This is a genomic window from Nesterenkonia sp. AN1 (assembly GCF_000582475.1).
Classification (GTDB): Bacteria; Actinomycetota; Actinomycetes; order Actinomycetales; family Micrococcaceae; genus Nesterenkonia; species Nesterenkonia aurantiaca.
The window spans coordinates 66,917-86,341 of the sequence record NZ_JEMO01000016.1 but is presented as its reverse complement, the minus strand read 5'-3'; the positions used below and the strand labels follow the sequence as shown (position 1 = coordinate 86,341).

Sequence of the window (19,425 nt, the reverse complement as noted above, 5' to 3'; positions counted from 1 at the left end):
GGAGAAAAATCATGCTCAGCCTAATCGGCCTGGCAGTGATCGTCACCATGACGACGCTGCTGATCATGGGGCGCATCGCCCCCATCGTCGGACTGACCGTGATTCCCTTTGCGGGAGCACTGCTGGCCGGCTTCACCTTCACCGAGATCGGCGACTTCTTCGGCGAGGGCATCGGCTCGGTGCTCGACGTCGCGGTGATGCTGATCTTCGCCATCCTGTTCTTCGGGATCATGAACCACGCAGGACTCTTCGACCCGCTGGTGAGACTCACCGTGCGGCTGACCCGCGGCAACGTGATCGCGATCTGCGTGGGAACGGTGCTGCTGGCGGCGGTCTGCCACCTCGACGGCGCCGGCGCCTCCACATTCCTGATCGTGATTCCAGCCCTGCTCCCGCTGTACCGGCACCTGGGCATGAGCCCGTACCTGCTGCTGCTGCTGGCAGGCATGAGCATGGGCGTGTTGAACATGCTGCCATGGGGCGGACCCGTGGCCCGCTCGGCCGCCGTCGTCGGAATGGATCCGATCGACCTCTGGCGCGGCCTGATCCCGGTGCAGATCCTGTGCCTGGCGATGCTCGTGATCACCGCGGTCCTGCTGGGTCTGCGCGAGCAGCGCCGGATCGCTGCCCGCACCAGGGCAGCTGCCGAGCTTGAGGCGCAGTCCGGTGAGCAGCTCGACGAACAGGTCGACGCGCAGGTCGAGGGCCCCGCAGGGGATCGGGTCCAGGAGCGCGAGCTCGTCTCCGCCACCTCTGCGAACCGCGGCGTCACCAGCCGCACCACCGCAGGCGCCACCACGGGCAGCACCGCCACCGCCAACGCCACCGGCACCGGCACCGGCGGAAGCTCCACCACCTCCACCGGCTCTGACCGGGACGGCCAGAGCGCGGCCAAGACGGACGCCTACAGCGGCGAGGCCGATGATCTCTGGGGCGGGACGGAGAACGCCGTGGCAACCCCGCGGTGGAAGATGATCGTGAACACCATCCTGGTCCTCGGCATGCTTGCCCTGCTGATCTCGGACATCCTGCCTTCCCCACTGGCCTTCATGCTCGGCCTCAGCGGCGCCCTGGTGATCAACTATCCCAAGGTCAGCGACCAGATGGAGGCGCTGAAGATCAACGGGGGCGCCGCCGTCACCACCGGCGCGATCGTGCTCGCCGCCGGTTGCTTCCTGGGCATTCTGGAGGAATCCGGCATGCTGGAATCCCTCGCCACCGACGCCGTATCGATCCTGCCTGCCGCACTGATCCCCTACCTGCACCTGATCGTCGGGGTCTTCGGACTTCCGCTGGAGCTGCTGCTGAGCACCGACGCCCACTACTTCGCGCTGCTGCCCGTGGTGGAGGGCGTCTCCACCCAGGCCGGAGTGAGCACCCTCGCGGTGGTCTACGCGGTGCTGGTGGGCAACATCATCGGCACCTTCATCAGCCCCTTCTCCGCGGCCCTGTGGCTGGCACTCGGACTGGCCGGCTGTGACATCGGCAAACACATCCGTTACTCCTTCGTGCCGATGTGGATCTTCTCCGTGGTCGCCCTGGTGCTGGCTCTGGTGCTGGGGCTGATCCCCTGGAGCTGACCTGGCCAGGCAGCGGTGACGAACCCATCCATCGACCCGGCCGTACAGGTGGAAGGAGAGCGGCCGTGGACCCTCCTCCCCCAGCGCTATATGATGAGTTTATAAATCAATAAACTATCTGGCAGCTCTGAGGAGACGATCGTGGACGATCATGTCGATGGACGAGGCCCCCTGAACCAGGTCAAAGCGAACCTCTTCAAGGGCCTCTCCCACCCGGTGAGGATCCGGGTGCTGGAGCTGCTCGCCGAGCAGCCGGAGGTCTCGGTGACCGATCTGCTCGCCGAGACCTCGCTGGAGGCCTCACATCTCTCCCAGCATCTGGCAGTGCTGCGACGCTACGATCTGGTCGTGTCCCATCGACGCGGACTGCAGATGTTCTACTCACTGGCCCACCCTCAGGTGGCCGAGCTGCTGGCGGTGGCCAAGGCGCTGCTCCAGGAGATCCTGCGCAGCACCGAGCGGAATCTCGCCAACGCGCTGGCCGCAGAGTCACCGGCGGATTCCGCCACTGTCACTGGCAACCGATGAAGGCCGTGGCGTCCATCCGGGCGCTGCTGCCCAGGCGGTCTGACTACGCCGCGATCCCGCGCACCTGGAAAGGCGACCTGGTCGCCGGGGTCACCGTAGGCATCGTGGCGCTTCCGCTGGCGCTGGCCTTCGGGGTCAGCTCAGGGGCCGGGGCGGCGAGCGGTCTGATCACTGCCGTGGTGGCCGGGTTCATCGCCGCGGTGTTCGGCGGGTCCAACGTGCAGGTCTCGGGCCCCACCGGCGCCATGGTGGTCGTCCTGGGCCCGGTGATCGCCGCCCACGGCATCGCCGCCCTGGCCGTGGTGACCGTGCTGGCCGGGCTCCTGGTGATCACCGCGGGGGCGCTGAAGCTGGGCCGGGTGGTGACCTTCCTGCCCTGGCCGGTGATCGAGGGCTTCACCCTCGGCATCGCGGTCATCATCTTCCTGCAACAGGTGCCCGCCGCCTTCGGAGTGCTCGCGGGCCCCAGCGCGAACGCCGCGGTATCCGCCGCCCAGAGTCTTGCCACGGTCCCGTGGCCGGAGATCGCCGCACCCGTGGGACTGGTCGTGCTGGTCGCGGTGATCATGATCGGGGCGCCTCGAATCCACCCGCAGATGCCCGGTTCGATCCTGGCGATCATCGCCGCCACCGTACTGGCGGCGCTGCTGGACCTGCCCACTGCCCGGATCGGCGCACTGCCGGACTCGCTTCCGGCCCCGATGCTGCCCGAGTTCGACAGCGCCACCCTCCTGGCGCTGGCCGCTCCGGCGGCCACCATCGCCGCATTGGCAGCGATCGAGTCGCTGCTCTCGGCGCGAGTGGCGACCTCGATCTCCGACACCGGCCCTTATGACGCGGACCGCGAGCTCGTCGGGCAAGGCCTGGCATCAGTGGCCTCGGGCTTCTTCGGCGGCATGCCGGCCACCGGAGCGATCGCCCGCACGGCGGTGAACATCCGTTCCGGCGCGCGCACCCGGCTGGCCGCCATCGTCCACGCAGCGGTGCTGCTCGGCGTCGTCTACCTGGCCACCGGCCCGGTGTCCCAGATCCCGCTGGCAGCCCTTGCCGGGGTGCTGATGGTCACCGCGGTGCGCATGGTCTCGCGGGCCACTGTCCGCGCGATCGTGGGCTCCACCCGGGCAGACGCCCTGGTCTTCCTGGTCACCGCCGTGATCACAGTATCGCTGGATCTGATCGAGGCGGTGCAGATCGGCGTCCTCGTCGCTGCGTTCTTCGCGCTGCGCTCGATGGTCGCCACCAGTGGGGTGCACCGGGAGGTGATTCCCGGACCGGCGCACTCCGGGGATGGCCATATCGCGGTGTTTCGTCTGGACGGGGCGCTCTTCTTCGGCGCCGCCGAGCGGGTTCTGGAGAAGGTCACCGAGATCCAGAACGTCGATGTGGTGATCATCCGGATGTCTCAGCTGCAGGTTCTCGACGCCACCGGTGCCCGCGTGGTGTCTGAGATGGTCACCGCGCTGGAACGGCGTGGCATCACGGTGCTGATCAAAGGCATCCAGGACCGGCACCTCGCGCTGGTCACACGGGTCGGAGTGCTCGAGTCCCTGCGACACCACAAGCACCTCTTCGCCGAGCTGGCACCTGCGGTGGAGCATGCCCGCAGTCACGTGCGGCGTGACCACGAACCGACTCCCGAGTAAGCCTCGCCTGGCCCACACGCGGCGTGGTGAGCTCGCGGACACGACCCCTTCACCGCTGAGTAATGCCGCTGAAACACCGGCTCCCTAGGCTTCAAAACGTGTATACGACCGCGTCCACAACTGCGGATACACACGTCTCCGGGTGCTCTCCGTCCTGCGCAGACCACTCCATTCACGTTCAGAAGATTCAGCCTCAGGAAATGGGACCATGAACATCACTGCTCTGCGGACGACTACGTTCACCGCCGTCGTCATGACCTCCGCTCTGGCCCTGACCGGATGCACCGGCGAACCCGACCGAGAAGATGACGACGTCATCAGCATCGCCACCCAGCGTCAGCCACACCTGTATGCCCCCTACGCCTACGAAGACTTCGCACCCGAAGGCACGACCATCGAAGTAGTGCCGATGGACACCTCCACCGACCAGATGACCGCTTTGCTCTCCGGTGACGTGGACTTCGCCCTCATGGGTGTCCCGACGGTGATCACGGGGGTCTCGGAGGGGTCCGACATCACATTGATCGCCTCCGGCGCCGACGGCGGCAGCGGTCTGATCGGTGATGCCGAGATCGAGGGGGTCCCCGACCTCGAAGGCAGAACTGTGGGGTATGTCCCCGGTTCCTCACAGGAGATGGCGTTCCGGCTCCTCGCAGAAGAAGCCGGACTGGACCCTGACACCGACATCAACATGGTCAACCTGGGGTACGCCGATATGCACGAAGCCCTGAGCAGCGGCGACATCGACGCCTTCGCGGGAGCCGAGGTCGGCGTCTCGCTCTCGCTCCTGGATGGAGCCGAACCGGTCGAGGACATCTACACCACGCCCCTTGGTCCGGTGAACATCGGCCTGGCGACCACCGGAACGCTTGCCGAAGAGAATCCCGAGCTCGTCAATGAGCTGCTCGGCATCCATGAGGAGGCGACGGCTCACCTCGAGGCCAACCCCAGCGAGTGGATAGAAGCCGTCCAGGGGCAGTTCTCCTTCGAGAACGAGGTGCTGGAGCAGGCGGTGGAGAACATCTGGCTGCGTTCAGACATCGACGAGGAGTATCGCGGCAACATCGACGAGCTGGCTCTGCAGATGCAAGAGCTCGAGATCATCTCTGAGGCACCCGTGGCCGATGACGTCGTCACCGAGATGGAGTGAGGCCGTCATGACAGCCATCGCACCCACGACCTCCCCAGATGTACGAGAAGCTCCGCCGAGACACGAGCCGGCGACTCCCAGACGTCGGCGGTGGTCACCGAGGGCGCTTCTGCTGGCTCTCCCGGTGCCGCTCGCAGTGCTCGTGTTCTGGAGCCTGGGAGTCCAGTTCGGTTGGAATCTGCCCTTCGGCATTCGCATGGCACAGCTGCCCACTCCGTCTCAGGTGGGTATTCGACTCGCGGACCTCTTCTTCGGCGGTCTGGTCCCCGGACCCTACAGCGGGGACATCTGGAGACACATCTGGGCCTCACTTGTTCGTGCAGGGAGCGGATTCGCCCTCGCGGCCGCGTTCGCCGTGCCCTTTGGGATCCTGCTGGGACGATCCAGGACCGTCACTCAGCTCTTTGAACCGTTGATCAACATCGTGCGCCCCATACCCGTGACCGCCTGGGCGCCGCTGGCGCTGATCGTCATCGGGATCGGCGACCGCTCGGCGATCTTCCTGGTCTTCCTCGCGGCCTTCTTCCCCATGCTGATCAGCACATCGGCCGCCGCTGCCCAGGTGCCCCCGCGGCTTCTGGAGGCCGCCGCCATGTTGGGCATGAAGCCCTGGAAGCGGCTCATCTACGTCGTCGCGCCCGCCTCGGTTCCGGGCATCTTCAGTGGACTCAGGGTGGGCCTCGGTCTGGCGTGGGCACTGCTGGTGGTCGGTGAGATGACCGGCGTCAACATCGGACTGGGCGCGATGATCATGGAAGGCCGAGTCGTGTCACAGATCGACCTGATCATGTCCGGAATGATCATCATCGGAATTCTCGGGTTCCTCTCCGACCGGTTCCTGGTCCTTGCACTGAAGGTCATCTCCCGCAACCGCCCCGTCCTCCAGGAGATCTCATGAGCACGACAGCTGAATCGACATCGAGCGCGAACCAGACCACCACCGGCGCACTGTCATTCGCCAATGTCGGCAAGAGATACGGCGAAGGACCCTTCGCCATGCAGGGATTCGACCTGGAGGTCAGTCCCGGTGAGCTGGTCGCCATCGTGGGTGCGAGCGGCTGTGGAAAGAGCACCGTGCTCCGGATGATCGCCGGGTTCGAGTCGCATTCTGAGGGCGAGATCACGCTCGACGGCAAGCACGTCTCCTCCCCCGGCCCTGACCGTGGATTCGTCTTCCAGGACTATGGCCTGTTTCCGTGGCTCACGGTCGCGGAGAACGTCGAGCTGGGACCGAAGGAGAAGGGACTTCCCCGTGTCGAGAGGCGCGGTCTGGTCGAGCAGTACCTGGATCTGGTGGGGCTGGGCCGAGTCAGGGACAAGTACCCGCATCAGCTCTCCGGCGGCATGCAGCAGCGGGTGGCGATCGCTCGAGTCCTGGCGAACAGGCCCACGGTGATGCTCATGGACGAGCCTTTCGGGGCCTTGGACGCGCTCACTCGGGAACAGATGCAGTCGGACCTGTCCCGGATCAGACGCTCCGTGGGGACCACCGTCCTGTTCGTGACGCACAGCATCGAAGAGGCGGTGCGACTCGCTGATCGCGTGGTCATCATGACCGGCGGCTTGTCCCATGGGATTCCTGGTCACATCCGACGCATCTTCGATGTCACCCTCGGAACAGATCGCGACCCGACCAGCGTCGAGTTCACCGATCTGGAGCGCCTGATCTCACAGGAGGTCCACGCGCAGGCGTGATTGATCAGAGCACGTCGACCCTGCGTCCGGCAAAGAGTCCCACCACCGCCATCACGACGACGGCGACCGCGATGATGCACAGCACCGGGGACCAGGAGCCGGTGAACTCGAACAGCGTGCCGGCCAGCAGCGGACCCACGGCGGCCAGCAGGTACCCCACGCCCTGGGCCATTCCGGAGAGACGACTTGCTTCCCCGGAGGTCCTGGCGCGCATGCTGATCAGGGTCAGTCCGGCCAGGAGGTTGCCGCCGGAGGCGAAGCCCACGATCAGCGCCCAGGCGGGCATGGCGACGGGGAAGAACAGGATCCCGAGCACCCCGAGGAACATGATGCCCGCCAGCACGACGATGACCGCGCGCTGGTCCTGGGCACGCTGCATGATCGGTCCCACCACCAGGCTCGCGAGGATCCCGATGGCCTGATAGGCGCCGAGCCAGAAGCCGGCGGCGGCCTCGGTCACGCCATGGGAGGTCTGGATGGCGGGGAACCAGGTGAGCATCAGGTAGAAGATGCCCGATTGCAGTGCGAAGTAGGCGGTGACCTGCCAGGCGACCGCGGAGCGCCACATCGTGCCACCGTGGGAGCCCGAAGCGGGCGGCGCTGGGTCGGGGACCATCGTGCCGAGCCCGCGGGAGGCCGTGGCGGAGCCGGTCCGCCGGCTCCCCTTGAGCCGGACTCCCCAGAGGGCGGCGGAGAGCAGCGCGAAGATCGCCGAGACCCCGAGTGTGAACTCCCAGCCCTTGGCCGCGGCCACCGGCACCGCTGTGCCGGAGGCCACCGCGGCGCAGCCGACGAGCACCGCTGTGTAGAGCCCGGTCATGACCGGGACCCGGGCGGGAAAGTCACGTTTGACCACCGCAGGGACCAGCACATTGCCCACCCCGATGGCGGCGCTGAGGATGATCGTGCCGGCGAAGAGCGAGAAGGCCCCCAAGGGCATGGACCGCAGCAGCGTGCCGAGTCCCAGCAGCAGCAGCGAGATGAAGATGGTCCGCTCGAGCCCCCAGCGACGCCCAAGCGCCGCGATGAAGAGCGCGACAACGCCGAATCCCAGGGCCGGGATGGCGCCGAGGAGTCCAAGGGCTGCCGGACCGAGACCGGTGTCCTCACCGATCCGTTCGATGAGCGGACCTACGGCGGTGATCGCCGGACGCAGATTCGCCGCCACGATCAGGACCGTGACGATCATCAGCAGCTGCGGCAGACCCCGAGGCGAGGACTCCTCGGCCGCGCTCATGCGCGACTCACTCGTCGAAGGACTTCCCGGTGTTCAGATGCGGGCGCTGGCTCTTGATGATCTTCATCGGGAAGGCGGAGTCTGTGCCCTGAACCCCGGGAATGGTCAGCACCTTCTTGGTGAGGAACCGCTCGTAGGCATGCAGATCCGCCACCGCGACGCGAGCGAAATAGTCCGGCGAGCCGAAGAGCCGGAGCAGCTCGAGGACCTCCTCGTAGCTCGCCATGGTGTCCTCAAACCGCTCCACGGTCTCCCGGTCGCCCCATTTGAGCTCGATGTCCAGACCGACCTCGAAGGACTGTCCCAGGGCTTCGGGGTTGATGTCAGCGGTATAACCCAAGATGACACCCTCAGCCTCGAGCCGCTGGACTCGGCGCAGGCAGGGCCCGGCGGTGAGTCCGACCTTCTGGGCCAACGCCGCGTTGGGAATCCGTCCGTCTTCTCGCAGCGCAGAAATGATTGCGCGATCCACACCGTCCATCATCTGATTCTTGCACCGGATTCGATACTTTGGCGGTTCGCGCACCAAAATTCCCACATGGTGGAAGCCGCTCCTCTGGGCCGAGCCAGGGCTCAGTCGCAATTCCACACCCTTGGCGCATCACGGTTACATCACTCACATGTTATTCACAGGAACGTTGATAACGGCCAGGTAACGAAGCAATTTCCGCGCGATTCCGGGGTTTTTGGGTGTTCGAAGTCACCCGAACCCCGGTTGACGCAATCAAATCGAGACCTTTTACTGGTTAACGGACATCTTCCGTGATTCCGCTGTGACGACTGGGTCTCCGTTCCCAGACCCACACACGGCATTCAGGAAGCACCCGAGTCAGCCACCCACCACCGTCCACGCTGACCCAGGTGAAACTTGACCGCTACACATACATGAAGGCGGACGGTGACACGAGGACGGCCCGGGAGGGTCACGAGTGCAGGGACTTCGGGACTCAACTCTCATGCAGACCAAGCAGACTTTCAAAAAGGTTCTCGGCGGAAGCCTCGCAGCTGCCACGCTCGCCGGCGCAGCCGTCGTCGCACAGGCTCCTGCCGCAAGCGCCTCCGGCCAGTGGGACCAGCTCGCCGAGTGCGAGTCCAACGGCAACTGGTCGATCAACACCGGAAACGGCTACTACGGCGGCCTGCAGTTCTCCCAGCAGTCCTGGCAGGCAGTGGGCGGCTCCGGTCTCCCCAGCGACGCCAGCAAGTCCGAGCAGATCAGCCGCGCACACCAGCTCTGGGAGATCCAGGGCTGGGGCGCATGGCCTTCCTGCACCTCGCAGCTTGGCCTCTCCGGCAACCCGGGCGGCGGCGGCTCCACCACTCCCGCGCAGTCCGCTCCCCAGGAGCAGGCACCGGCCCCCGAGCCAGCACCCGCTCCTGAGCCCGCACCGGCACCCGAGCCTGCACCGGCCCCTGAGCCAGCACCGGCACCCGCCCCTGAGCCAGCACCCGTGGAGCAGGCTCCGGTCGAGCAGGCACCGCAGCAGGTTGAGGTTCAGACCTCCGGCGAGACCTACTCCGTGCAGGCAGGCGACTCGCTCTCCAGCATCGCCAACGCTCTCGGCCTGGACTGGAAAGACATCTGGAACGCCAACACCGACACCGTCCAGGATCCCAACCTGATCTTCGTCGGCGATCAGCTGAAGCTGCCCGCAGCAGGCTGATTCAACTTTGTGCCAGCAGGCACACCATTAGGGGGCGTCAGCGCATAGCTGACGCCCCCTAGTAGTGTGTCCACTGGCACCAGATTCATCACGCAAGAACCGCAGATCTGCCCTCGAGACCAGAGCGCGACGGCGCTCTCGCGGCGTCACGACACTTGCCCCAGCCGTGCGATGGCAGCAATCCTGAAGCTTCTCGATGGCGATATCGCTCGTTCCTGTCCTGGGCCAGAAGCGGCTATGAGCGTGCTTCGTCGGTGACCACGGTGATCACGATCTTGCCGCGCACGTCTCCGGCTTCGAGATGCCGCATCGCCTCTGGAACCTGCGCCAGGGGAAAGGTACGGTCCACACGCGGCGTGACCGTGCCGTTCTTGAAGTGCTCCGCGAGCCGTTCCAGGTCACTTCCGCGTTCCTTGGACGCAAGCATTGTGAGCCGCTGCCTCACGAATCGCGCGAGCAGCGGCGCCCGCAGGCTTCTCCCGAACCCACCGGTCCAGTCACCGCCTTCCTCACCGCCGACGACGACGGCGGTCCCGTTGGGCGCCAGGGCGCGCCGCAGCCGAGCGAGAGGGGGATTGCCGGCGATGTCGAGGATCAGGTCGTAGTGGTTCGAACCGTCCGCGAAGTCCTCCCGGGTGTAGTCGATGACATGATCAGCGCCGAGGGATCGCACGAAGTCCTGCTTGCCGGGGCTGCAGACGCCCGTCACCTCCGCGCCGAATGCCTTGGCCAGTTGCACGGCGAAACTGCCGACACCGCCGGAGGCACCCAGTACCAGCACCCTCTCGCCCTGCTCCACCCGGCCAGAGTCGCTCAGCGCCTGGAGGGCTGTGCCGGCGGAGATGGGAACGACGGCGGCCTGTTCGAAAGTCAGGTTCGCCGGCTTTTCGGCCAGCTTGGTCTCCAGAACGGCAGCATATTCGGCGAAGGAGCCTCGGGACATCCCGTAGACCGGTTGACCGACAGCGAACCTGGTCACCGCGGAACCCACCTCAGCCACTGTTCCGGCGACGTCGATTCCCGGCACGGGGTTCTTTGGTCTGCGAAAGCCGAAACCGATCACCCGGAGCAAGTATGGTCGGCCAGCCATCATGTGCCAGGTTCCGCGGTCGAGGCCCGCTGCGCGAACGCGCACCAGTACTTCGTCCTCGGCGATCCTGGGGCGCTCGATCTCTGCGAGGTCGAAGACTTCCGTGGAGCCGTACCCCTTCTGCACCATGGCTTGCATCAAGACGCCTTCCCGGTGCGAAGCGTGCGGCTCGCCGCTCGTGGTGGCGTGGTGCCTCTGCGATGTCATGCCGTTCTCCCATCACTGGTAGTGGGACGATCGCTGGGGTGGTCTGACCGACTTGGCCCTGACCCGCCAGAGCCGGGTGGCGGGGTTGCTGAATGCTGGGTGCTGGATGACCTCGGGGCGCGGTCTCCAGCGACGGGCTCGCCGCGCCGGCGTGCAGTGCATGGGCGGTGACCACGATGCCCTGCGGCTTCGGATGTGCCCCGCGGTGTGCGCGTTGGATGGGTTGGTTGAGCGTGCAGGTGTGCTCGAGCCCGCTTACATGCCGTGGGTCCCGATAACCGCCAACATTCCTGATCGGCGCAACAGTCCGGCTCTTCTTCGTGAGTGGATGCGCTGCCCGAGGGGACTCCTGCAAACGTACTTGTCTCCGGTGCGGGACCGCTAGGACCGCGGACCGGACAACCCTTGACCGTGCCTGGAGGCGGTGTGGGCGAAGGCTGCTGCGCAGTGCGCACCGTCATGCCTGCCGGGGCGTGCGGACCGGCTCGCCCTCGACGCTGACCGCCAGGGGCGCCGGTGAGGCGGTGCGGCGGGGCCAGGTCCAGGCGATGCGCAGGATGAAGGCCAGGATCAAGACCTCGAGGCCGATCGAGAGGCCGTAGAAGTAGGAGTAGGCCCAGGACTCCCCATCCGCGTTATAGATCGAGACGGGGATGAAGAGCGTTGCGACGACCAGGTTCAGGGTGCGGTTGGTCCGCGCGGGCAGTGTCATGGAGAGCAGGATCATGAGGCTCGGGATGGCCATGAGCGTAAGCCCAAGGGCGAGAAAGGCGGGGCCGGTGTCGAACTCGTGGACGACGCCGGCCAGGATGTCGTCGACGACGCCCGGCTTGTACAGGGCGAGGTAGTCGACGTAGATGTAGAGGAACATGACGCTGGTCCATGCCGCTGCGAGTGTGGCCTGCACCGGCATGCGCAGATGTTCCAGCGGGCTCTCGGACGACGGATTCTTCATCGTGGCGGGGGATTGAGGTGTTCTCATCACCATGCTCCTTGGCTGGATCGGGTGGGGGCTTCCAGCGTCTCGGATACCTGCGTCGGGCACATCAGCCGTGGAGCCTGAATCGACCTGGCCGTTGGCACAGTCGGGCTCTGGTACTTTCGGCGGATGCACCGAGCCCACGGGCTGTCTAGGCTGATCAGATGGCGACCAACGCGCTCCGCTCGCTGTGGGCCGAACCTCGACCCACGAACGCCCCGGCCCGGGGGTCGCGGGACTGGGCCTTGGTCGCCGCGCTGTTCTGCTGGTCCGTGGTGGAAGTCGCGCTTCGCGAGGACCTGGCGCCACTGGCGCTGCTGCTGCTCGCGGTGCTCGCAGTCCTCGGCCCGCTGCTGTGGAGACGCGCGCACCCGCTCCTCGCAGTCGCCGCCTGCTTCGGCACGTGGACCGTGGTCGACTCCGTCAGAATTCTCACCGGATCCGAAGGCGGCATGCTGAACAGCATGTCGGCGGCGCTGATCCTGGCATATGCGCTGTTCCGGTGGGGCTCCGGTCGAGAGGCCGCAAGCGGCCTCGGCATCATCCTGCTCTGGCTGCCCATCACCAACGTCGCCGACCCCGTCAGCCTCTGGGGAGCAGTCGCCGGATATGGGTTCTTCCTGTTCGCCGCCGCGCTGGGCGCCGCGATCCGGTATCGCACGAAGATTCACATCCGCGACGTCGACCAGGCCAAGGCCCGGGAACGCGAACAGCTCGCTCGTGAACTCCACGACACCGTGGCCCACCACGTCTCGGGCATCGCCATCCAGGCCCAAGCAGGACGCGCCATCGCAGCCTCCCACCCCGAACGTGCCATCGAGGCCCTGGTCACCATCGAGGACGCAGCGACCCGGACGCTCACCGAGCTGCGCGACATCGTCGGCGTGCTTCGCGCCTCGCAGGACACCGAGTTCGCGCCGCAGCCCGGCATGGCTGAGATCCAGCAGCTGGCCACCGACGCGCAGACACGGCCCAGTGTCACGGTGACCCTCTCCGGAGAGTTCGACGACCTCAGCCCAGCGGTCAGGGCCGCGATCTACCGCCTGGCCCAGGAGTCCGTCACCAACGCCCGACGGCATGCCCGCCACGCGACCCGGGTCATCGTCGCCGTCACGGGCGAGGCCGACCAGGTGCGGCTGACCATCGACGACGACGGCGCCCCCGTCAGCGGCCGCGCCCCAGCAGGCTACGGTCTGGTGGGCTACGGGCTGATCGGCATGCGGGAACGCGCCTCACTGCTCGGCGGCAGCTTCCAGGCAGGCCCCGCGGCGAGGGGCTGGCGGGTCGAGGCGGTTCTGCCCCGAAACGGGGCTCCCGGATGAGCATCAGGGTCCTGATCGCCGACGACCAGCCCATCGTGCGCACCGGGCTGAGCATGCTGCTCGAGGCGCAACCCGGGATCGAAGTGGTCGGCGCGGCCGCAGACGGGCGCGAGGCAGTCCGCCTGGCGCGCCAGCTGCGCCCCGACGTCGGCCTGTTCGACATCCGCATGCCGCTGATGGACGGCATCGAAGCCACCCGGCGCCTCGCTGGCCCCGACGTCACGGACCCCCTGCCGATCGTCGTCATCACCACCTTCGACCTCGACGAGTACGTGCACGGGGCTCTCAAGGCCGGCGCCCGCGGGTTCCTGCTCAAGGATGCCGGACCCGCCCTGTTGACCCAGGCCATCCATGCCGCCGCCGATGGAGACGCGCTGATCGCACCCAGCGTGACGGTCCGACTGCTCGCAGCTTTCGCCGATGCACAGACCACGCCACCGAGGCAGCCGATAGAACCGCTCACCGCCCGCGAGGAGGAGGTCCTGCTGCCGGTAGCCCAAGGCCGGACCAATAATGAGATCGCCCGCGAGCTCTACATCACCCCGAGCACCGTCAAAGCCCACCTCGCCAGCCTGATGCGCAAGCTCGGCGCCCGCAATCGTGTCGAGGTCGCCATGTGGGCCCACGAGACCGGCCGCATCTGAGCCTGTGAAGGGCCCCGCCAGGGTTGGCCCTGAGCCCGCGCCCCCAGGCGCCGCGGAGGGAGCGAATACCCACTCCAGAAAGGCGATAACAATCCTGCGGGAATGCATAAGACCTGTCCGAATCGCTGGGCTGTCTCCAGCGCTGCCTAGGGTGAAGCTCCGTCAGCGGGTCGCTGACCAGTTCCTTACAGCCACAGGTCGGGCAGTCCGCCTCGCCGATACAACGGGCGTATAGCTGATTCCACAGGTTCGTCAGCGTCCTTGTTCGGCTCCCACGGAACCACAGCTCGCACCGGGTTACGCAGGGCCGGCCATCCCCTTGTTTTTCAGAAACGTATTTTTATTCGCAACACGATTGAACGCTGGACGCATCCCCGGCGTAATCACTATCAGCTATACCTTCTGCATGACTTTCACTTGCAGAAGTCGGTACGACAGGTGAGGCAGTTGCTTCCTCATCGTCGGTGAGGCAATGAGGTGTTTGGATATGGCTCAGAGAATCGAAGTGGTGCTTGTCGATGATCTTGACGGCAGTGAAGCAAAGGAGACGGTGACTTTTGGTCTGGATGCTCGGTATTACGAAATTGATCTCAGCGATCAGCACGCTAAGGAGCTGCGTGAGTCGTTGAAGCAGTACATCAGCAAGAGTCGGGTCATTGCCCCTCCGTCACCGCAGAACGAGGCTCGTCAGATTCGTGAGTGGGCGGTGAACAACGGTTTCAAGGTCTCTTCGAGAGGCCGGCTGCATCGGGAAGTCGTGGAGGCCTATCGCAACGCCAAGAAGCGCTAGCCAGCGACAAGCGCGTCGGTGAGTGGAGTCTGGAACCTGCGCCTGCAGACTCCACTCACTTTTAGTGCACGTCTCTGTGAACCGCCCTGGTTTTGATGGAGACTCTGGTCTGTCCCGGTTTCAGTGGCGGGACCAACGGCGGGTCCTCACGCATCTAGTCCCCCTGACTCGAGGGCACGCTTCGCAGGGGATGTGTCTCATCTCACTCGCGCGTAGGATGAGGATGTGACGGGCTGACGGGGCGTCGAAGCGCCGGTGACAGTGGGATGTGGACGTCTCCAGCGTAGCTTGGACCGGGTGGACGAGGGCCGATGGACGGGCTCCGTCACGGCAAGGACATCCTGCCCGACCCTAAGGAGACGACATGTGTCGCTGGCTAGCGTATTCAGGTTCCCCCGTCCGGCTCGATGACCTGCTCTACAAACCCGCAAACTCCCTTGTGATGCAGAGCAAACACTCGCGCATGGGTGTCGAGACCACCAATGGGGACGGGTTCGGCGTCGGCTGGTACGGCACCGAACCTATTCCCGGGGTATTCCGCAGCACAGAACCTGCCTGGCACGACCGCAACCTCCGTGAGCTCGCTGGGCAGGCCTCCGCAGGCCGCGTCTTCGCGCACATCCGCGCCACGACGGGCACGGCTGTCCAACAGACGAACTGCCACCCGTTCCGGCACAACCAGTGGCTCTGGATGCACAACGGAGTGCTCGCGGACTTCCCGAAGCTGAAGCGAGATATGGCCATGGCGGTCGAGCCCGACCTCTATCCCGAGATCGAAGGATCCACGGACTCTGAACTGTTCTTCTACCTCGCACTGACATTCGGGCTGGAACGAAACCCGCGCACCGCAGTCGCCGAGGCAGTGGAATTCATTGAGGACGCCGGACGGCGCCACGGCGTCGAACACCCCGTCCAGATGACGGTCGCCGCCACCAACGGCGACACGACCTGGGCCTTCCGCTACTCCAGCGAGGGCAACTCTCGGTCGCTCTTCCACAGCAACGACATCGCGACCCTGCAAGCTCAGCACTCGGACCACCTGCCGCTCCGTGGACTCTCCAAGGCACCCGGCTCGTCGTCTCGGAACCGCTGGGTGATCTCCGCGGCGCCTGGCAGGAAGTACCCGAATCCACGTGCGTCATCGTCCACGGAGGTGAGATCGAGCTGCACCCGTTTGCACCATCTGCTCTGCACACCGCGGCACTCTGAGGTTTCGGCAGCACCGGACTCGTCGCCGGCGTCTGTCGTCTCAATCACCTGTCGGCATAGCCCCTCAGCGCTGCTCGCTCGGCCTCGTCCAGAGCCCTGCACCAACGGGGCCGTCAGTGCACCACAGCCGCCGAAACCCCGTCAGCTCCTAAGGTGAACACCACGGTGCCGTGCTGATCGGTGCGATAGACCGCGGTCCCGAGCTCCTCCAATGCGCTCAGGATCTCCGCAGACGGGTGCCCATAGCTGTTCTCCTCCCCTACCCCGATGAGCGCCACCGCAGGCCGGGTCGCCTCCAAGACCTCGGTGCCTCCGTTCGAGGCCCCGTGATGAGACACCTTCAGAACGTGGATGTCCTGCGGCGTGCCCACCCGACGCAGCAACGACGCGGCCACCTCCTCCTCCATGTCCCCAAGAGTCAGCAACCGCAGCGGCTGACCTCGTGAGCCCACCGATCCTTCCGGAAGATCGGGGTCCGCGATTTCGAAGAGTGCCACCAGAGAGTTGTCATTGGCCTCCGCATGGTGCGCCTCAGCAGCCCACACGGTCAGCCGCACGTTGAGCCCCTGGGTGAAGTCGAAGGTCTCGCCGACCTCGGGACGGCGCACCGGGACGCGCAGCTCCCCCACGGACTCGACCTCCTGCGCCACGTCCCACTCGGCACTCCCAGCATGCAGAACAAATCCCGAGGCGCGGTCCTGGATCACCCCGGGGGTCCCGCCATAATGGTCGCGATGTTCATGGGTCAGCAGCAGCGCCTCGACGGTGTCCAACCCCAGCTTCTGAAGGCACTGATCTGCCAGCACCGGGTCCTCCCCCGTGTCCACCACGACGCCGGCGGACTCGCGAGTGCGCACCACCAACATGTCGCCCTGCCCCACATCGCACAGCGCCACCCGCCACTGATCGGGACTGCGCGTGGGCGCCAGGGCCGTCACCGGCAGCACCAGTGCCAGCATCGCCCCCGCGGCCGCCGCCAGGAGCACCACATGCCAGCGGCGGAACCGATCCACCAAGGCCCAGGCCAGCACCAGGACTGCGCAGATGTAGAGCGTCACCAGTCCCCAGCCCACCGGACCTTCGGGCCATGGGGCAGTGGCCTGTGGGAGCCCGGCCGCGAACCTGCCGATCACTCCGAGACAGGCCGCCGCCAACCCGCAGCACCACAGGATCGGGACCGCCAGCCAGGGCAGGGTCGTGGAGGTCACCGCCGCGAAGGTCCCCGGAACGGTGATGAAGGGCACGAAGGGTGCGGCCAGCACATTGGCAGGCACCGCGTAGGTGTTCATCGCCGCCGAGAGCGGCAGCAGCACCGGGGTGACGAAGAGCTGCGCAGAGAACGCCAGTGCCAGCGGCGCCGCCAGCACCGCTGGCAGAAACCTCTCCAGGCGCTCCCGGATCCGCGTTCCGATCACTACGATCCCGGCCGTGGCCGCCGCGCTGAGCTGGAACGCCGGTTCGGTGGCGTAGAACGGGTCAAACACCAGCAGGCCCAGCACGCAGAGGCAGAGCAGCGAGAACGCGGAGCGACCGCGCCCGGCGAAGAGCGAGAACGCGGCGATGCTGCCCATCACTCCGGCTCGGATCACGCTGGGCTCAGGGTGTACCAGCAGCACGAACAGCACCAGCCCGATCAGCGCCACCGGGACAGTCATCCAGCGCGGTGCCCGCATCAGGCGCACGATTCCCATCAGAGCGCCCATGACCAGCGCGCAGTTTGCTCCGCTCACCGCGGTCAGGTGGCTCAGGCCCGCCGCGCGCATCGCCTCGCGGACCTCCTGATCCTGGTGTGTCCGGTCTCCCAGGATCAGCCCCGGCAGCAGTCCCGGAGCGTCGCCCACCGCGTGGGAGGACGCGGCCACGGTGGCAGAGCGCAGTTCGTTGAAGATCTCGGTGAACTCGGCGCGAGGATCTGCGGGGAGCCGTTCCAGCTCCTCCCCGAACGGAAAGAGCACAGCGGTCTCCCGCTGGCCCGGGTCAGTGGGGCTGAGCTTCACCAGCCCCTGATAGCGCTGACCCGTGATGAGCGGCAGGCCCCGTGCGGCAGTCTTACCGCCGGACACATCGACGAGGTCCTCGACAGAGTCCTCGACGGGTGTCTCACCGGGCGCGGGTTCAGGTTCTCCTGGGTTCTCAGGGTCGAAGTCCGCTGAGACAGCTTGAATCATCACCACCGGAGCATCTACAAGGACGGGAAGCGGCTCCCCCATCATGGTCGCCGTCTCCACGACCCCGTGGGCCATGACCCGTGCCTCACCGCCGAACCCCGGGGTGGCCAGCAGCTGCGGTTGGCCAGAGATCCGCAGCGTCACCATGACCGGGGCGTCGCCCTGCACCGCCTGCACCCATCCGCTCATCGCATGCGCCCGAGCGTCTGTCCCCGCCTGGAGCGCGACGACTCCTACCAAGACGCAGCACAGCAGCGCATGCAGCGTCACCGGATGGGCAACGAGCCGCGTGAACAGACCGGCACTGAGGCCCAGCAGCGCGGCACCACCCAGGAAGCTCCAGCCCAGCCGCAGCGCCGACTCCCACGGCAGATGCACCGCCATGAGCGCCGCCGCCCAGGCGGCCAGCGCGGCGGGCAGCAGCCGCAGGTCCAGCGGCTTCCCAGGCGTCACCAGGTCACCAGACCCTCCGCATCCGCCAGGATCACAGGCCCGATGCCGCTGACCCCGGCAAGCTCTTCCAGCGAGCCGAAGGGGCCATTGGCCTCGCGGTAACTGATGATCCGCTCCGAGAGCGCCGGTCCGATCCCGGGGAGCTCCTGAAGTGTTGTGGCATCGGCGGTGTTGAGGTTGATCAGGTCACCGGCACCGGCCCCGGGTGCTGCTCCTGCCCCCGGGGCGGGTGCTGTTCCGGGCGCTGTCCCCGGACCAGAGCCGGGCGCTGTCCCCGGACCAGAGCCGGGCAACGTCCCCGGCGGCCCGGGTGAGTCCTGCCCGGTATCCGGGGGTCCGGTCCCGGTCTCAAGCTCCTCCGGTGTGGGCACCCAGATCTGAGTGCCGTCCTGAACCGGCGCGGCGAGATTCAGCCCACCTGGATCTGCCTTCGAGGTGATTCCGCCTGCGGCCTCGATCGCCTCATGCACACGTGCCCCGGCGGCGAGCTCCACCACGCCCGGGTCCACCACCGCACCGCCCACGTGGACCACCACAAGGCTCGTCTCCTGCGCACCCGGCTCAGCGCTCTGCATCCCATCCGAGGCACCCTCGGGTCCGGTGCCGGGCCCGGTGTCGGTCACGGCGGAGGCGCCGGGGCTGTTCGGCATCGAAGAAGCATCGGCCTGACCCGATGCGCCACCGGGGCCGTCTCCAGGGCCGCCACCAGGGCCCGCTCCGGAATGTTCCGCGCCCTGCAGCTGCGGGGGTTCCGGCAGGGTGGGCGCTCCCGACGGAGCGGTGCTGCTGAACCAGGACACGGCGAGCCAGCTCAGCAGGGCGATGACGATCACGATCACGCCGGCCAGCTTCAACCGGATCCTGGCCGGGGCGGCGTGTTCGATTTCGCGCTCCGCGCGCAGCCGCTCCCGACGTGTCAGCTGCTCCTCAGCTCGGTCCTCCATGGGATCACGCTAGGACCGTGATCGACTCGGATGCGCGGTTCAGCATCCGCTGTGCGCAGCGGGCCGCGGCGTCGTCCTCAGTCCAGGGTTGGGGAAGACCGGTCCGAGCCGGAGAACCTGGT

General features: G+C 66.5%; 17 protein-coding genes. 11 read left to right on the top strand and 6 right to left on the bottom strand.

What is annotated here, in order from left to right; translation table 11 throughout:
* The first annotated feature begins 11 nt into the window (after nucleotides 1-11).
* From BG28_RS09340 to BG28_RS09315, 6 genes are all read left to right on the top strand, one after another.
* Entirely contained in the window at nucleotides 12-1,580 is a 1,569-nt protein-coding gene (locus tag BG28_RS09340) for a CitMHS family transporter (protein WP_036476060.1), read from the top strand.
* Nucleotides 1,581-1,721: 141 nt separating this feature from the next.
* Nucleotides 1,722-2,108 (top strand): metalloregulator ArsR/SmtB family transcription factor, encoded by a 387-nt coding sequence (locus BG28_RS09335; protein WP_036476058.1) that lies wholly within the window; start codon nucleotides 1,722-1,724, stop codon nucleotides 2,106-2,108.
* Entirely contained in the window at nucleotides 2,105-3,751 is a 1,647-nt protein-coding gene (locus BG28_RS09330; RefSeq protein ID WP_036476052.1) for a SulP family inorganic anion transporter, read from the top strand. The genes BG28_RS09335 and BG28_RS09330 overlap by 4 nt, the downstream gene beginning before the upstream one ends.
* Nucleotides 3,752-3,959: 208 nt before the next feature.
* On the top strand, nucleotides 3,960-4,901 hold the full coding sequence (locus BG28_RS09325; RefSeq protein WP_036476050.1) for an ABC transporter substrate-binding protein: 942 nt from the start codon (nucleotides 3,960-3,962) through the stop codon (nucleotides 4,899-4,901).
* Between the two features lie 124 nt (nucleotides 4,902-5,025).
* Nucleotides 5,026-5,799: an ABC transporter permease gene (locus tag BG28_RS09320; protein ID WP_200869320.1), complete on the top strand. Its 774-nt coding sequence runs from the start codon at nucleotides 5,026-5,028 to the stop codon at nucleotides 5,797-5,799.
* Entirely contained in the window at nucleotides 5,796-6,596 is an 801-nt protein-coding gene (locus BG28_RS09315) for an ABC transporter ATP-binding protein (protein ID WP_084479607.1), read from the top strand. Before BG28_RS09320 ends, BG28_RS09315 begins: the two co-directional genes overlap by 4 nt.
* 4 nt (nucleotides 6,597-6,600) lie before the next feature.
* Here BG28_RS09315 and BG28_RS09310 read toward each other — a convergent pair whose 3' ends face one another.
* Together BG28_RS09310 and BG28_RS09305 are read right to left on the bottom strand one after the other, a co-directional pair.
* A complete protein-coding gene (locus BG28_RS09310) occupies nucleotides 6,601-7,833 on the bottom strand; it encodes an MFS transporter (protein WP_036476045.1) in 1,233 nt (410 codons plus the stop codon).
* A gap of 7 nt (nucleotides 7,834-7,840) precedes the next feature.
* On the bottom strand, nucleotides 7,841-8,314 hold the full coding sequence (locus tag BG28_RS09305; protein WP_036476173.1) for an Lrp/AsnC family transcriptional regulator: 474 nt from the start codon (nucleotides 8,312-8,314) through the stop codon (nucleotides 7,841-7,843).
* Between the two features lie 475 nt (nucleotides 8,315-8,789).
* Between BG28_RS09305 and BG28_RS09300 the strand changes: the two genes are divergently transcribed.
* Nucleotides 8,790-9,497 carry a transglycosylase family protein gene (locus tag BG28_RS09300; RefSeq protein WP_036476043.1) on the top strand — a complete coding sequence of 236 codons (708 nt, stop codon included), beginning with the start codon at nucleotides 8,790-8,792 and terminating at the stop codon, nucleotides 9,495-9,497.
* Nucleotides 9,498-9,732: 235 nt separating this feature from the next.
* Here the strand turns inward: BG28_RS09300 and BG28_RS09295 are convergent, their stop codons facing one another.
* Together BG28_RS09295 and BG28_RS09290 are read right to left on the bottom strand one after the other, a co-directional pair.
* Nucleotides 9,733-10,725, bottom strand: a complete 993-nt coding sequence (locus BG28_RS09295; RefSeq protein WP_036476042.1) for an NAD(P)-dependent alcohol dehydrogenase — start codon at nucleotides 10,723-10,725, stop codon at nucleotides 9,733-9,735.
* 526 nt (nucleotides 10,726-11,251) lie between these two features.
* The gene (locus tag BG28_RS09290) at nucleotides 11,252-11,776 is read right to left on the bottom strand and encodes a DUF6326 family protein (protein ID WP_036476039.1); all 525 of its coding nucleotides are present in this window, start codon (nucleotides 11,774-11,776) and stop codon (nucleotides 11,252-11,254) included.
* Nucleotides 11,777-11,937: 161 nt separating this feature from the next.
* On the opposite strand from BG28_RS09290, the gene BG28_RS09285 reads away from it, so the two are divergent.
* From BG28_RS09285 to BG28_RS09270, 4 genes are all read left to right on the top strand, one after another.
* Entirely contained in the window at nucleotides 11,938-13,095 is a 1,158-nt protein-coding gene (locus BG28_RS09285; protein ID WP_036476038.1) for a sensor histidine kinase, read from the top strand.
* Nucleotides 13,092-13,739, top strand: coding sequence for a response regulator transcription factor (locus BG28_RS09280; RefSeq protein ID WP_036476037.1), 648 nt, complete (start codon nucleotides 13,092-13,094; stop codon nucleotides 13,737-13,739). The genes BG28_RS09285 and BG28_RS09280 overlap by 4 nt, the downstream gene beginning before the upstream one ends.
* A 487-nt stretch (nucleotides 13,740-14,226) precedes the next feature.
* On the top strand, nucleotides 14,227-14,529 hold the full coding sequence (locus BG28_RS09275) for an Lsr2 family protein (protein WP_036476036.1): 303 nt from the start codon (nucleotides 14,227-14,229) through the stop codon (nucleotides 14,527-14,529).
* Nucleotides 14,530-14,893: 364 nt separating this feature from the next.
* Complete coding sequence (locus tag BG28_RS09270; RefSeq protein WP_235181059.1) at nucleotides 14,894-15,895, top strand: class II glutamine amidotransferase; 1,002 nt, start codon at nucleotides 14,894-14,896, stop codon at nucleotides 15,893-15,895.
* Here the strand turns inward: BG28_RS09270 and BG28_RS09265 are convergent.
* Together BG28_RS09265 and BG28_RS14455 are read right to left on the bottom strand one after the other, a co-directional pair.
* Nucleotides 15,852-18,359: a ComEC/Rec2 family competence protein gene (locus tag BG28_RS09265; protein WP_051501252.1), complete on the bottom strand. Its 2,508-nt coding sequence runs from the start codon at nucleotides 18,357-18,359 to the stop codon at nucleotides 15,852-15,854. The genes BG28_RS09270 and BG28_RS09265 overlap by 44 nt on opposite strands.
* Nucleotides 18,356-19,303, bottom strand: coding sequence for a ComEA family DNA-binding protein (locus BG28_RS14455; protein WP_051501251.1), 948 nt, complete (start codon nucleotides 19,301-19,303; stop codon nucleotides 18,356-18,358). Before BG28_RS14455 ends, BG28_RS09265 begins: the two co-directional genes overlap by 4 nt.
* Nucleotides 19,304-19,425 lie beyond the last annotated feature (122 nt).

Bases quoted from the DNA above. Each gene is read 5' to 3' on its own strand.
- BG28_RS09340 (WP_036476060.1), top strand. From the start codon at position 12: ATGCTCAGCCTAATCGGCCTGGCAGTGATCGTCACCATGACGACGCTG.
- BG28_RS09330 (WP_036476052.1), top strand. From the start codon at position 2,105: ATGAAGGCCGTGGCGTCCATCCGGGCGCTGCTGCCCAGGCGGTCTGAC.
- BG28_RS09325 (WP_036476050.1), top strand. From the start codon at position 3,960: ATGAACATCACTGCTCTGCGGACGACTACGTTCACCGCCGTCGTCATG.
- BG28_RS09315 (WP_084479607.1), top strand. From the start codon at position 5,796: ATGAGCACGACAGCTGAATCGACATCGAGCGCGAACCAGACCACCACC.
- BG28_RS09310 (WP_036476045.1), bottom strand. From the start codon at position 7,833: ATGAGCGCGGCCGAGGAGTCCTCGCCTCGGGGTCTGCCGCAGCTGCTG.
- BG28_RS09305 (WP_036476173.1), bottom strand. From the start codon at position 8,314: ATGGACGGTGTGGATCGCGCAATCATTTCTGCGCTGCGAGAAGACGGA.
- BG28_RS09300 (WP_036476043.1), top strand. From the start codon at position 8,790: ATGCAGACCAAGCAGACTTTCAAAAAGGTTCTCGGCGGAAGCCTCGCA.
- BG28_RS09295 (WP_036476042.1), bottom strand. From the start codon at position 10,725: ATGCAAGCCATGGTGCAGAAGGGGTACGGCTCCACGGAAGTCTTCGAC.
- BG28_RS09290 (WP_036476039.1), bottom strand. From the start codon at position 11,776: ATGAGAACACCTCAATCCCCCGCCACGATGAAGAATCCGTCGTCCGAG.
- BG28_RS09285 (WP_036476038.1), top strand. From the start codon at position 11,938: ATGGCGACCAACGCGCTCCGCTCGCTGTGGGCCGAACCTCGACCCACG.
- BG28_RS09280 (WP_036476037.1), top strand. From the start codon at position 13,092: ATGAGCATCAGGGTCCTGATCGCCGACGACCAGCCCATCGTGCGCACC.
- BG28_RS09275 (WP_036476036.1), top strand. From the start codon at position 14,227: ATGGCTCAGAGAATCGAAGTGGTGCTTGTCGATGATCTTGACGGCAGT.
- BG28_RS09270 (WP_235181059.1), top strand. From the start codon at position 14,894: ATGTGTCGCTGGCTAGCGTATTCAGGTTCCCCCGTCCGGCTCGATGAC.
- BG28_RS14455 (WP_051501251.1), bottom strand. From the start codon at position 19,303: ATGGAGGACCGAGCTGAGGAGCAGCTGACACGTCGGGAGCGGCTGCGC.